11 protein-coding genes are annotated in these 14583 nt (G+C 56.9%); all 11 read right to left on the bottom strand.

The features are described from left to right. Positions 1–3: 3 nt before the first annotated feature. A complete protein-coding gene (locus tag GOC52_RS02525) occupies positions 4–1170 on the bottom strand; it encodes a nucleotide sugar dehydrogenase (RefSeq protein WP_049410588.1) in 1167 nt (388 codons plus the stop codon). Between the two features lie 263 nt (positions 1171–1433). Next, entirely contained in the window at positions 1434–1988 is a 555-nt protein-coding gene (locus GOC52_RS02520; RefSeq protein ID WP_191850611.1) for a hypothetical protein, read from the bottom strand. A gap of 139 nt (positions 1989–2127) precedes the next feature. Next, entirely contained in the window at positions 2128–2949 is an 822-nt protein-coding gene (locus GOC52_RS02515) for a glycosyltransferase family 39 protein (RefSeq protein WP_191850609.1), read from the bottom strand. A 97-nt stretch (positions 2950–3046) separates the two neighbouring features. Beyond that, positions 3047–5080 carry a hypothetical protein gene (locus GOC52_RS02510; protein ID WP_151458211.1) on the bottom strand — a complete coding sequence of 678 codons (2034 nt, stop codon included), beginning with the start codon at positions 5078–5080 and terminating at the stop codon, positions 3047–3049. 149 nt (positions 5081–5229) lie between these two features. Further along, positions 5230–6426: a glycosyltransferase family 4 protein gene (locus GOC52_RS02505; RefSeq protein ID WP_191850607.1), complete on the bottom strand. Its 1197-nt coding sequence runs from the start codon at positions 6424–6426 to the stop codon at positions 5230–5232. Then, positions 6423–8876 (bottom strand): methyltransferase domain-containing protein, encoded by a 2454-nt coding sequence (locus GOC52_RS02500; protein ID WP_049410500.1) that lies wholly within the window; start codon positions 8874–8876, stop codon positions 6423–6425. Before GOC52_RS02500 ends, GOC52_RS02505 begins: the two co-directional genes overlap by 4 nt. 17 nt (positions 8877–8893) lie before the next feature. Beyond that, positions 8894–10324 (bottom strand): ABC transporter ATP-binding protein, encoded by a 1431-nt coding sequence (locus GOC52_RS02495; RefSeq protein ID WP_049410498.1) that lies wholly within the window; start codon positions 10322–10324, stop codon positions 8894–8896. Next, positions 10314–11129 carry an ABC transporter permease gene (locus GOC52_RS02490; RefSeq protein ID WP_049410495.1) on the bottom strand — a complete coding sequence of 272 codons (816 nt, stop codon included), beginning with the start codon at positions 11127–11129 and terminating at the stop codon, positions 10314–10316. The genes GOC52_RS02495 and GOC52_RS02490 overlap by 11 nt, the downstream gene beginning before the upstream one ends. Before the next feature lie 56 nt (positions 11130–11185). Next, entirely contained in the window at positions 11186–12358 is a 1173-nt protein-coding gene (locus GOC52_RS02485; protein ID WP_191850605.1) for a cystathionine gamma-synthase, read from the bottom strand. Between the two features lie 123 nt (positions 12359–12481). Next, positions 12482–13852, bottom strand: a complete 1371-nt coding sequence (locus tag GOC52_RS02480) for a pyridoxal-phosphate dependent enzyme (RefSeq protein ID WP_010480640.1) — start codon at positions 13850–13852, stop codon at positions 12482–12484. Positions 13853–14151: 299 nt separating this feature from the next. Beyond that, positions 14152–14388, bottom strand: coding sequence for a YdcH family protein (locus GOC52_RS02475; protein ID WP_005407964.1), 237 nt, complete (start codon positions 14386–14388; stop codon positions 14152–14154). Between the last annotated feature and the right edge of the window lie 195 nt (positions 14389–14583).

Here is a 14583-nt window from a genome sequence, read left to right as displayed (position 1 = left end):
GATTCAGTTGTCTCCGAACAGGTCCCGGGTATAGACCTTGTCTGAGACGTCATCAAGTTCGGAAGACATACGATTGCTGATGATCACATCGGCCTCGCGCTTGAAGAGAGCCAGATCATTGACGACTCTCGACCGGAAGAATTCTGGATCCGGGCAGTTCGGTTCATGGACAATTACCTCTACTCCCTTGCTCTTTATGCGCTTCATCACGCCTTGGATGCTTGAAGAGCGGAAGTTGTCTGAACCGCTTTTCATGATCAGACGGTAGACGCCAACAACCTTGGGCTTGCGCTTGAGGATCTGCTCGGCAATGAAATCCTTTCGCGTGGTATTGGATTCAACAATCGCGCGGATCAGATTCTGAGGAACGCTGCTGTAGTTCGCCAACAACTGCTTTGTGTCCTTCGGAAGGCAGTAGCCGCCGTATCCGAAAGAAGGGTTGTTGTAGTGTCCACCAATGCGTGGATCCAGGCTTACGCCCCGGATGATCTGCTTGCTATCCAGCCCGTGGCTGACAGCATAACTATCCAGTTCATTGAAGTACGATACCCGCATGGCCAGGTAGGTGTTGGCAAAAAGCTTGATTGCCTCCGCTTCGGTTGGATCAGTAAACAGGATGGGAACATCCTTCTTGATCGCCGCATCGCTCAGTAGGGCCGCAAATATCTCCGCGCGCTCGGACTTCTCGCCAACGATGATCCGAGAAGGATGCAGATTGTCATGTAGAGCACGCCCTTCTCGCAGGAACTCTGGCGAGAAAATGATGTTCCGGGTCCCGAACTTGGCTCGCACACTCTCCACGTAACCAACCGGAATGGTGGACTTGATGACCATGGTAGCCTCAGGAGCAATCTGTAGCACCTGAGAAATCACCGATTCGATCGACGAAGTGTTGAAGTAATTTGTTTCGGGGTCGTAATCGGTAGGCGTGGAAATGATGACGAATGCTGCTCCAGCATACGCATCGACCGGATCCAGTGTCGCCCGGAAATCAAGCCCGCCGCCCTGCAATGCGGCCTCGAGCTCAGGGTCGGCAATCGGAGACACGCCTCTGTTGAGCAACTTGACTTTTTCTTCAACGACATCGACAGCAACAACTTCATGCTGGCGAGCAAGAAGCACACCATTGGACAATCCCACGTAACCCGTACCCGCAACCGCAATCTTCACAATAGTCTCTCTATCAGTATTGCCAAGCATCAGATGACCACGAGCATCCCAGGCACTCTCATGCCTTCGTCGTGGAACCAGAAGACCAACTCCTGAACCAAGCTTACTTCAAGCATGTAGTGATCGGGAGGCGCCTCAGCGTTGAAGGAAACATCTACCGCCTTCCCGGGCGATAGCTCAAGCGAAAGATCCTTGCGTGCGTCCCAACCCGGCGGCGCGCAATTACCTTCAACAGGCACCCAGCGCCAAGAAAGCCGAACATTTCACCCTTCAGTCTCGATGGTTTTCAAGATCGAATCTGAACCATTTCTTATCCGAACCCTAGCGCTGACACCACCGACCACTGGTGAACACTCCATGATAAGAAGCTCAATTCTGGCCGCCACATCCAGTGCAATTCGACCAGCGAAGGGAACTACATTGAAGTAGGGATCCGCGACGAAACCTTGTTTCAACTTGGAAATAAACACAACGTCCTCACCCGCCACCTGCTTCCGGAAATACTCTTCGTAGCCCCCTGAAAAGCACGAATCCGCGCAAATCGAACCGCCACGATAGTTGTCAAGAATGAACTCTGGTCTCGCATTATCATCTACAATGACCACGCGCTTTCGATAATCCGGTGGCATATCCAGCAACGCCATATCAAGTGGTGTCCTACTGACGGCCTTTATTGAAATCAACCGTCCACCCTTCAGATCAACTACAGACTCGATCGCGGATCTGTTTGCCAGCCCCCAGTAATCGACCTCAAATCGTCGCTTCCAATCAGAGCCCGCAAGAAGGTTGAAGTAGACGTTCTGCAGGGGGTGCACCATCACCATCCAACGGATCTGCACGGCGAATAAAGATAGGCGATCGCCAGTTCAATCCTCTCGCCCCGACGCACTATTTGGACCAACGCAGAAGCAGTACCAATCGCGGCCAGAACTAGGACTGCCGGCGGCGTGGTTATTGCTATCCAGACCGGGAGGTAGTGCCAAGGAAGATCAGTTGCTTGGTACACACGACCGAGGTAGAGGACCTCATTATCCCACCGGAGATGCGCCATTCGTTCAAAAGCGAAATGAAATTCCGAACAGGCGCCCCCCAGAGGAATGGAAACATTACGTAGACGGCAGCCACAGTGCAAAAGGTGTAAAGCAGGAACAACCTGAACACATGGCCGCCGGATCTCTTTGCCTGTACCATCTGAATAACAAGTAGAATAATAGTCAGGGGCAGAAGCACGACCCCCATGATTCGGATATCGATAGCAAACCCCGTGGCCACTCCATGGAGGACCATTGCTTCGACACGCCCGGAAATCAGCACCCTCGTCAACGTCCACGTCGATATGGCCATTGCAGCCATGAACGCAATATCCTTGGAATTGTAAAACGACTCAGCAAAAACTCTGGGAGAAAGCGCCATTAAAATCGCCGCTGCGAGCGCGACGGCCTGGTTCGCGTATGCAAGCCGGGCTGTTCGATAGATGGCGAAAACACCCAAGGCAGAGAGCAGGAATGTCAACAGATGCCTTAGCGGCCAGATCCGCTCCCCCTCTACCCCAGTCAACCGCTCTGCCGCGGCAAGCGGAAGCTCAAAGGCTACTGCATAATCTCTGTCCTGCCACGTTGAAAGGTCGGGTATCGATCTGAGCTCCTCCTGCAAAGCTCCCGAACCCACCACGCGATCAACATACTTGAGGTTGACCAGTCCATTCATCCGGGACGTTGGCTCATCCCAAGAGACAGCGTAATCCGAGTAAATCAGGACTCCCGCCAACAGGTAGACCACGAAAGCCGCTGCAGCGAAATACCTTCCTGAGACCCGCATCCCTCCTCCCCTGACCGCATGAATGAGGCCCGCAGAGGCTGGAGCCAACCGCGTTCCCTCAGCGGTTCAGCGGGGTTGAGGCAACCGTCATTCCCTCGTCGCTGAACCAGAAAACAGTCTCCTGAACCAAATTCGCCTGCAAGGTTCCTGCCCCACGGTTCAATCCACTGGCGTGGAATTCCACGTTGGCCGATTCACCCGGCGCCAACTGTAGCATCAAGTCCTGGCGGGTATCCCATCCCGGGGGTGCCTTGTCCTCACCGGGCTGCACGACCCGCCATGAGAGGCGAACATTGCGTCCAGCCACCTCAAGGGTACTGATGTCCTGGGAAGATCCGTTATGGATAGTTACAGTGACCCTCGCCCCGCCCTCATCATAGATCACACTTGCGATTGCAATGCTGACATTGCGCGCGACCCCTGCCGGGATCCGGCCCGAAAATCGTGCCAATCGTCCGCCAACGCATTCTTGCTTGGGAACCATCACGATCCTATCCAGAAGCTGCTGCGCCTGAGTCGCATTCACTCGCCCAAACTGAATCTGTGTGCGGACGAAACTCTCCGCGCTTTCACAGCTTCCAGCCACGCCAGCGCCAGGCGGCACGTAGCCGGAATATCCATTAATGGAAGCCATTCCATGATCCTGAGCATAGATCATCGCGTCCAGGTCATCGAGATATGGAGAATCTGATGATCGATCCGCCATGATCACGCTCCCGCGAACCGCCCCGGCAGGCACCCTCGATTCAAAGTTCGCCTGTCTGGCCCGCCAGGCAGCGAAGCTTGCGTTGCCCGCCTCAAAGGTACTTGACTCTGCAACCAGAAGAACGACCGCCAGCAGACCTCCAATGCAAAGACGAAGGGCACCGCGTCGCTCAAGAAGCGTGAGAACACGCTGGAAACCAATACCTGCAAGGATACCGAGAGGCACGACCATGACCAGCATCACACGGGTTACAGCTCGTATTGAGTCGATCCCAGGAACGTGCAGGAAGAGTCGATAGATGGAGAAATTACTAACATTCAGGGTTCCAGCCACCAGCAACAGTAAGGACACAAACGCCAACCGGCCAATATCGGTGTACTCGATCCTGCGAAGCGCAACCAGTGCACCCACCAGACAGAAGAGCAGAACGCCCACTCCGATGAAAAGCTGATGCTCATGCCGCATTGAAATGTCGGTGATCGATCCGCCGACAACATGGCTTAGCTTGGAAAAATCTGAAATCAGGTAGCTCCAGACCCTGGGGAGCATACCGAGAATCTCATCGCGAGGTCGCTCAAACCCATGGGCGAGCGTGACTTGCTTGTATTTTGCGAGCAATGCAAACACAGCCGCGCCGCACACAAGTACTACGGATGCAGATGCTAGCGTCCCAAACAAATTGGTTCTACTGACACTCTGCATGACGCTCCGGCGGATAGCCCCTGCCTTGCCCAGTAACAGCCAGCCGACAACCATCGCGATCAGAAGATAGACAGCGAAGACACCGGTATAGATTGCACAGTAGAACTGCGCCATGAGCCAGACGGCAGTCCACGCCAGAGATGACGTTTTTCCTGACTCCAACCAGGCATAGAAGGTGACAAATACCAACGGCACGAACATGCGAAACGCAAATTGCGCGTGGGCCTGCTGGGCCAGAACCGGGAGGGAGAACGCGAAGACAAACGCAGCAGCCGCGGCACCTGAATGCCTGAGCTTCAAACGTCTGAATGCGACGTATGCAAGCACATAGTTCAGAATACCTCCAAGCATCAACCAGAGCGCAAGCGCCGGCTCCCGCTCAAACCCAAGAAGGCGAAGCAGGGCATAAGGAAGAATAGAACCGAAATGGTTATCGCTGAGCGCCAGGACGTCCTTCACAGGATAGAAGAACCCCGGACTCCACAGAGACTCTACGTCTCCTCGCAGCCATTGATAGACGTGCTCAAGCACCACCGAGTTGAATCTTGCGTCGATCAGATCGCCCGGCACTGCCGTGAGATAAGAATTTGCCCTCAATTGATAGAAGGCGACACCAACAAACAGGAAAAGTGTGAATGCAATCAGGCCCCTAGCCTTCTCGCAACCGACCGAAATTGCATTCATCAAGAATCTCTCTTCGCTAACACACTTAGACTCTACGAATGGCGGAAATACACGTTGCATAAACTTTCAGGCAATCAAGCCCGACCAATGCAGTCCTTTAACCGCCTACCCACGGAGCAACGCGCCAGCGCACTCCTCCTCCGCAACTGTCAACGACGGCGCATGATTTTCATGAACCCGTTTCGAAAACTCGAATTTGAGTACTTGGCCACGCTCTGACGGGCCCTCTCGGCCAGTTCGATCTGCGCTCCGGTTCCGTACAGCGCCATCAAATCTCGGGTTTTCAAGCGCAGGTCATCCGCACTACGGAAGTGGAATCCGTCGACGCCATCTGTGACGATTTCCTTCGGCCCCCCCATAGGAACAACGATTGGGATTGCACCAGCAGCCATCGCCTCGCATGCTGTCATGCCGAAGTGCTCCAGCTTCTCCGGTTCGATAGTTTCCGACTCACCCCAGCCAGCACCATGCCAAAAGATCGAGGCCACGGAGTACTCCTCCAGCAACTCTCTGGCAGTAAGGTTGCCCATGATTCTGATAGGGTAACCGCGAGCAAGCTCATTCACCCGCTCAAAGTACTCTCGATGGGCGGCTGTATCCGCATGTACACTGCCCGCGAGGTGGTACTCCCACCCCTCTGGCACCATGCCAGCGTCGCACATACCCCTGAAGGCACCAATGAGTTCCACGTGCTTTTTGTTATGCCCACCGGCAAAGAAACGCCCGACGCTCAGGATTACCCTTTTCTTGCCGTCGAGTTCAATTCCAGCGAATCGTTCGGTATCGATCGGGGGCGGTAGAACATCCGCTTTACGCGCCCAACGCTTCTCTACCCAGGCAGCCGTGAATTCTGAATTGGCCAACGGTACATCGTAACTGTCGATAAAAGGGCGCAGGTCTTTCGAGACATGGCCTCGAACGAGCTTTCTTGCATTATTAGCAATACGCCCAAAGCGCGGAAATCCCTCGCGACTCAACTTTCCTGCCGCCCGCTGCAGGAAGCGAGCGACGCGTGAGCTTTCAACCAACTCGTGGGGGAAGAACACCAGATAGATCGACCTGGCTGCCTGCGAGACCATCGACGAACAATAGGTTGAATTGATGAACAAGTCATAATCAGCACTTCTGGGCGCGAGCTCGGCGCACGGCTGTGCAGGCCAGTCCACCCATCGCGCGCCATCAAGCTTCAGATTCATACGCTGGCAGAACTCGACCTCATCAACTGGACCAACGCGAATCAGGTCAACCTCGTAGCCCTCAGACAACAATACTTCTGCGATGGTTCCGACGTGCTTCTCGCCACCACCCATCGTGGACCAATAGCGATTATAGATACCAACTTTCATCGTGCTCTAGCCCCAATCATATCAGTCGCGCGCAAGTATCCGGTCCAGCGGTGCAGCAAGGCCAGGGGGGCGAGCTTGAGCAATCCATACTGGATGCGAAGTCGAAGACGAAGCTCTGCATTGCATCTCTCGTTCCGGAATCCGCGCCGCACCGCAGCGACGGACGCCCGCAGGCACCGGGCGGACTCCCTCGCATATGCGGCTGCCGCTACATATACATGAGCATGCTTGATCTTGATCAAGACGTGGTTTCTCGACACATAAAAGATGAACGTCGGTGACCATTCGACACTGGACCCGGTATGTACATGACGAACTACACTATCAGGAACATAACGGAGACTGCCTCCCGCCTTGCGAAGACGCCAGCAGAGATCTGTATCCTCGTAATACATGAAGAAGCTGGAATCGAACAAGCCGGCCTCGATCAATGCCGATCGCCGCATCAGCATCGATGCACCACACAGCGCGTTGACGTTCTCAGCGGCGTCAAACTGGCCGGTGTCCACCTCGTAGATGCCACGATCGCCAGCTTCACCGCTGTCATTCAAGTTGGTTCCAGCATTGTTGATCACATCAAACGCCAGACCCGTCAGGAAGCTTGCATCACAGTCAAAAACGAATTCTTTGAAGCCTGTCTCAAGCCGCCCAGATGCCAGCTGACGCCCGCCTGCCTTGACAGTAAACTCGCCGCCCCCTCCCATCTCAGAGCCAGAGAGCACCAGCTTCAACTTGAAACTTCCGCCCGTCGGTTCTGGCGGCAAAGGGATTCGTAGCGTTGCGTCACCATTTGTCCAGTTGACCTTTCTGGAACCGTGATACTCCGGACCCCAGAAGCCGTCGGAATATATCAGCTTTCGGTAACCACTTCCGATGAAGCAACTCTCATCGTCAACAAGCACGCCAAGTTCTCGAGTGTCGCCCGAACCACCTGCTTCGCTCGGGCGGAATGCCCCGCTCTGGATGTTGAGCTCGACATACCGCCGGAAGAAAAGAATCTTCGATCCAGCAGCTGATGCCGCCGGATGGGACATCAGCTCCTCGACCAAAGCCGAGAGCCACAGCGGATCGACTACGGTATCGTTGTTGATCAGCCCAATCAGCTCACCATTTGCGTGGGTCATGCCAAGGTTGTTTCCACCTGCAAAACCCAGATTTTTCCTTGATTCGATGATGCGAACCCAAGGGAAGGCAGATCCAACATAGCCCACGGAGTCATCAGCCGACGCATTATCGACGAAAATTACTTCAAATCGGGGATACTCGAGCTTCTCGATGCTCTCCAAGAGCGGCTGCAGGAAACGCTTGCCATTGTAATTGACAACAATAAGGCTCACCAAAGGGAGAGATTTCTCGAACTGCGCCCTTTTAGCTTGTGACACCTCATTGAGATGACGCTGCGCCTTCTCTTCATGGACAGCATAATCACGCGCACCCTCCATACTCCGCAGCATCTCCTGATACTCAGCTGCGACCTTATTTACTTCAGCCTTCCAATCACTGTCCTTGGCCAGAAGCGCCTGGTCGCGCTCAATTGAGATTCGTTCAATCTCCATCCTATAATCTGCGGCGACCTGCTCAACTCGCTGTCCCCACGCCTGATCCTTGTCGACAAGCATCTGGTCGCGCTCAAGAGCTATCCTCGCAATCTCGCACTGATAGTCATTGGCCACCTGTCGAACGCGCGCCTCAACGTAGCCAGCAACCTCAAACACGGACTGAGGTAACCGCGGGATCTCCCCCGCAGACGCAAGCGCAACGAAATAGACGGGCTGGCGAGGCATCTGCGCATTCTGCGCTTCTTCAAGAAGCCCGCCCTCTTCGCTCCAGTAGTGGCGGATCGCATCGGCACGATCCGAAGCAACCGGGCTGATCGGCCTGATCCGCCCGATCATCGAAGCCATGGTGGTGCGCTGACCGTAAAGTTCGAAGGCTGGGAAGTACTGAAGAATCAACTCCTCGAGCTCGGCACGATCCAACTCCTTGACATGGAATTCATTGTGGAATGCCGGTTTCTCCGAATACTCGACACGATCCGGACTGGATATCATCAGCACTCCGTCGGGACGAAGGACACGGACGATTTCCCTCATCATTTCATGGTGCTGATCATGGTGCTCGATTGTCTCGAAACTGACGACGACGTCGACGCTAGCATCAGGCAAAGGGATTGCTGTGCAGGAGCCGCAATGGAATTCGAGATTGCCGGACCTGTATGCGTCACGAGCGTGGTCTACGGCACCAGGATCAATGTCAACGCCAATTACTTTCTGAGCATGTCGGGACATCAAGGCGGAGCCGTAGCCTTCTCCACATGCAATGTCCAGCACGTGCTTACCAGCAATGATTTCGCAAGCCAGGTGATATCGATGGTAATGTTCCATCTCGATCTCACCGGTCACACCCGGGATGAAGCGTTCTCCGGTGAAGTCCAGATGGTGTTCGGACATGGGCACAGAACCATTAATCACGACTTCATCTCCATTTCGATCCTGCGCATTGGTACGCCAAACAGGCCGAGACATACGGCACTCGATTGAACGTGGAGGATCAGGGCATCATGAATCCACTGGTGCTGGACATGATCAGCCTGGGTGCCTTCTGCGACCGCAGGTGAAATACTGTATTCCCCACCAGGTAATACCGGGAAGGTAAAATTGAAGGAGGCAACCAGCGTTGTTTCCGGTGGCACCTTCATATCCAGGTCTCGCTGTGACAGGTAAGTATTGTCCGCGAAGATGATCTGGCCCAGTTTATCCTTGACAACAAACCCGACAATCGGCCGATGAATCTCGTCCCTAGTCCGGACAGTGACCTGCAGAGTAACGTCCTGCCCTCCAACGGCCCAGTTAACCGGATTGCCACCAGCATCCAGCAGTTGCACAGAGGTGATGGTGGCGGCACCTGTTCCGAACGAGGCCCGGTTCTCGTCGAACTGGAAAACCTGAATGTCGTTGCGCAGATTGGACGCATCGATCAGCGACTGCCTCATGTCCACGTATTCAACAGGTGCGACCTCGACAAAGGCGTCGGTCGCAGCACGTGGCTTCTCCGCTGTTTCTTCCAACTCATCCAGAATAGGTTCAGCCGCAACCACCGGCGTGCCAGCAGATTCTGGCTCGAAAAGCGATGCAAGATACGCCTGGGACAGCTCCTTGGGCGCACCATTCATGCGGAGATCGCCCTTGTCCAACCAGATTGCGCGTTCGCAGAGATTGATGACAGCCCCCATATCATGACTGCAGAAAAGCAGAGTCCCGCGCTTCATGAATGACCGGAGGAATCTCATGCACTTCTGGGTGAAATAGGCGTCTCCTACGGACAACGCTTCATCGACGACGAGGATATCCGCATCGACATGTGCAATAACCGAGAATGCCAAGCGCACAACCATACCACTTGAATATGTCTTGACCGGCTGATCTATGAAATCGGAAATTCCGGAAAACTCAACGATGTCAGGGTAGCGACTCTCCATCTGTTCGGCAGTCAGTCCGAACAACGCGCCACTTAGCATTACATTTTCTTTCCCGGTGAACTCAGGGTTGAACCCTGATCCCAACTCAAGAAGCGCCGCGATTCGCCCGGTTGTTTTTACCTCACCCACAGACGGACTCAACGTGCCACAGACAAGCTGCAGCAGAGTCGACTTTCCCGAACCGTTGCGACCGATGATGCCAACGGTTTCGCCACGACGCACACTGAACGAGACATCCTTCAGCGCCCAGAATTCGCGATAGTAGTGCTTGGGTTCGCCACCCAGCGCTCGATCCAGCGCGGGCAGGACGAATTGCTTCAACCTATCCTTCGGATCTGCGTAGATTTCGTAAAACTTGCCGAGGCCTGATACATCGATCACTACTTCCGGCGACGGGTCGGGCGAATTGTCAGAGGACATCAGCGAAGCCTTTACGCATTTTTTGGAATACAGCGAATCCGATGAAAGCGAAAGCGGAGGCAATCATCAAATAGACGATCAGCCCCTTGAAGTCAGGCAACTTACCCCAGATCAACACCTGCCGGGATTGCTCCATGATGAAGGTCAGAGGATTCAACATGAACAGCTTCTGGTATTTTTCGGGCCACGCGGACTGCGGATAGAAGACCGGCGAAAGAAACAGCATTGCAGTTGTGATGAACGTCGTTGTCTGCTTCAAATCACGAATGAATACACCCAGCGCAGCGAGGATCCAGGCAATACCGACCGCAATGACAAGCAGGGGCGCCAGAACGACGGGAAAGAACACAGCCTGCCAATGCAAACCGCCGTTGCAGAGTACAAGACCCGCAAGCAGGACACATACGCTGGCAAGACAGTGAAAAAGGGCGGATCCGAGGCTGATGACTGGCAGCATCTCGAGCGGGAAAACGACCTTGGTCACATAGTTTGTATTCTCAAAAATGATACCCGGGGCGCGATTGATCACCTCGGCGAAAAGGCCATGGATAATCACGCCTACGAACATCACCAGTGCAAACTGCGCCCTGCTGTCGCCCACCTGACCATGCCAGCGCGCCTTGAAGATTACAGCGAAGACAAATGTGTAGATGAGCAGCATGAGCAGCGGATTGATGAAAGCCCAGAGCAGGCCTGCAAATGACCCCTTATATTTGCTCTGGACGTCTCTCTTTCCAAGCAACCACACGATTCCACGATTTGTCCAGAGCGAATTCAACAACGCTCCGGGAGAAATTCGATTCATCTGAAAATTTTCCCAATGAAGTCATGCGTAAGCACATGAAGTGACGCTACTGCGTTTCAACCCAGCGCCCGTTCCAGATCCACCTGCAGATCCCCCAGATCCTCCACGCCCACGCTCAGCCTTACCAGCGCATCACTGATGCCCAGCTGTTCGCGGCGTGCCACGGGAATCGAAGCGTGCGTCATCACCGCCGGGTGGTTGACCAGGCTTTCCACGCCACCCAGCGACTCGGCCAGGGTGAACAGCTCGGTCTTCTCGCAGAAGCGCTTGGCCGCCTCGAAACCGCCCTTGAGGACGATCGAGACGATGCCGCCGTAGCCGCCCATCTGGCGGGTCGCCAGCTCATGCTGCGGGTGCGACGGCAGGCCCGGGTAGATCACCTTTTCCACCGTCGGATGCTTTTCCAGCCACTGGGCCAGGGCCAGCGCGTTGGCGCAGTGCGCCTTCATGCGCAGCGGCAGGGTCTTCAGGCCACGCAGGGCCAGGAAGCTGTCGAACGGGCCCTGCACGCCACCCACCGAGTTCTGCAGGAAGGCCATCTGCTGGGCCAGTTCGGCGTTGTCGCCGACCACGACCATGCCACCGACCATGTCCGAGTGGCCATTGAGGTACTTGGTGGCCGAGTGCAGCACCAGGTCCGCGCCCAGCTCCAGCGGGCGCTGCAGCATCGGCGAAGCGAAGGTGTTGTCGACCACCACGATCAGGCCGTGGCGCTTGGCGATGGCGGCCACCGCAGCGATGTCCACGATCTTCAGCATCGGGTTGGTCGGGGTCTCGATCCAGACCATCTTCGTCTTCGACGTGATGGAGGCTTCAAACGCCGCCAGATCGGTCAGGTCGACGAAGCTGAAGTCCAGCCCGGCGGTGCGGCGACGCACGCGCTCGAACAGGCGGAAGCTGCCGCCGTAGATGTCGTCCATCGCCACCACGTGGCTGCCGGCGTCCAGCAGCTCGATCACGGTCGAGCTGGCCGCCATGCCCGAAGCGAAGGCGAAGCCACGGGTACCGCCTTCCAGCGACGCCACGCACCGCTCATAGGCGAAGCGGGTCGGGTTGTGGGTACGCGAGTACTCGAAGCCCTGGTGCTCGCCCGGGCTGGACTGGGCATAGGTCGAGGTGGCGTAGATCGGTGGCATCACCGCGCCGGTGCTGGGATCGGGCGACTGACCGCCGTGGATGGCCAGCGTGGCCAGGGCCAGGGCGCGATCCTGGGAAGTAGCGTTGGACATGTTCTTTCCTGAGGGGCGCCGACACGCGGCGCCATCGAAGGTGCGGAAGTCTACCAGCGCGGCCTTAACGACCTTTGACGCGGATAAACCGGGATTCAGCAGCGAACGTCTGCGATCAGCGGCTTACTGCACGCGACGGCGCAGATAGTTCAGCAGGTCGATACGGGTGATCAGGCCCAGGAAAGTGTCGCCGTCCATCACGATCGCCACCTGGCCGCGGTCGAACACCGGCAACAGCGCCTCGATCGGCGACTTCACGTCCAGCCGGTCCAGCTTGCTGACCATCGCGGTGGCGACGGTGTCGCGGAAACGTGCCTCATCGCCATACACATGCAGCAGCACGTCGCTTTCGTCGACGATGCCGACCAGCTGGTCGCCGTCCATCACCGGCAGCTGCGAGACGTCGTACAGCTTCATGCGCTGGTAGGCGGTGGTCAGCAGGTCGTTCGGTCCGATCACGACAGTGTCGCGCTGGCCGTACGGGCGCAGGATCAGGTCGCGCAGGTCGCCGTGCTGCGGGCGCTGCAGGAAGCCGTTGTCCAGCATCCAGTAGTCGTTGTACATCTTCGACAGGTACTTGTTGCCGGTGTCGCAGACCAGTACCAGCACCCTCTTCGGCGTGGTCTGCTCCTTGCAGTACTTCAGTGCCGCCGCCAGCAGGGTGCCAGTGGACGAGCCGCCCAGGATGCCTTCCTTGCCCAGCAGCTCGCGCGCGGTGTGGAAGCTCTCCGCATCGGTGATGGCATAGGCCTTCTTCACCCGACTGAAATCGGAAATCGACGGCAGGAAGTCCTCGCCGATGCCCTCCACCAGCCAGCTGCCCGACTTGTCGTTCAGATTGCCGTCGTTGATGTACTCGGCCAGGATCGAGCCAACCGGGTCGGCCAGCACCAGCTCGGTCTTCGGCGACAGTTTGGCGAAGGCGCGCGACAGGCCGGTCATGGTGCCGGAGCTGCCACAGCCGAATACGATGGCATCGAGGTCGCCGCCCATCTGCTCCAGGATCTCCGGGCCGGTACCGAATTCATGCGCGGCCGGATTGTCCGGGTTGCCGAACTGGTTGATGAAGTACGCGCCCGGGGTCTGCTCGGCGATGGTCTTGGCCAGATCCTGGTAGTACTCGGGGTGGCCCTTGGCCACGTCCGAGCGGGTCAGACGCACTTCAGCGCCCATCGCCTTCAGGTTGAAGATCTTTTCCCGGCTCATCTTGTCGGGAACGACCAGGATCAGCTTATAGCCCTTCTGCTGAGCCACCAGGGCCAGGCCCAGGCCGGTGTTGCCTGCGGTGCCCTCGACCAGGGTCGCGCCGGGCTTCAGGTCGCCGCGCTTCTCCGCCGCTTCGATCATCGACAGGCCGATGCGATCCTTGATCGATCCGCCCGGGTTGGCGCTCTCCAGCTTCAGGTAGAGCTCGCAGACGCCGGTGTCCAGGCGCTGGGCCTTGACGATCGGGGTCTGGCCGATGAGTTCGAGGACGGAAGAATGGATGGGCATTCGGAGGACTTTCGGTTCGCGCCACGCAGGGCCGGACCGATGATTATCCGACGGATGGCGATGAAAGTCAGGTCGCTGCGGCAGCGGCGTGCCCGCCGTAAAAAAGAGATGCGGACGGCCCCGGATCGACGAGGAGACCGGTACCGCCCGCACCGGTGAGTTGTGCCTGCAGGCCAAGGCACCACCGCTTGTGGTGCCTTGGCGCGGCCGCCTCATCGGCGGTGCCGCGATGCCGGGGCAGAAGCGCCCGGCGGGCCATCGATGGCCGGGTCACGCCGTTCCGGGCGTGACGGGGTGCTTCAAAGCGTGGGGGACGTCGTTGGGAGCGGTGTTTCGTACATTCGCAGAAGTCGTTGCTTGGCCAGCAGCTTCTCGCGCTTCATGCGACCCAGGGTGACATCATCGATCGGGAGTACACCCAACTCCGCGTCCATGCACTTCTTGTTCAACTTGCGGTGCTGGTCATGGAGTGCCCTGAACTCCGGATCACGCGCGCGACGGGCGTCGATCTCGCTCTGGGGCTGATCTTCAAACATGATGGACCTCCTTCGACAGATACACGAACGCCCCGGCCGCAAGGCACGGGGCGTTGTTCATGGAGGAGCGCCGGTCGATGGCCACCTGGACGCCTGCAACGACCTGCGGCACTGGCCTGCGCACGTCGATTCGCTGCGGTTCGCGCCCAGTTTGCATCGGCCCGGCCCTCCCATCGTCCGGTCCGCGGCATTGCG

Source organism: Stenotrophomonas sp. SXG-1 (genome assembly GCF_014083965.1).
Lineage (GTDB): Bacteria > Pseudomonadota > Gammaproteobacteria > Xanthomonadales > Xanthomonadaceae > Stenotrophomonas > Stenotrophomonas geniculata.
The sequence above is the reverse complement of the archived record's forward strand: the minus strand, read 5'-3'. Positions and strand labels throughout refer to the sequence as shown.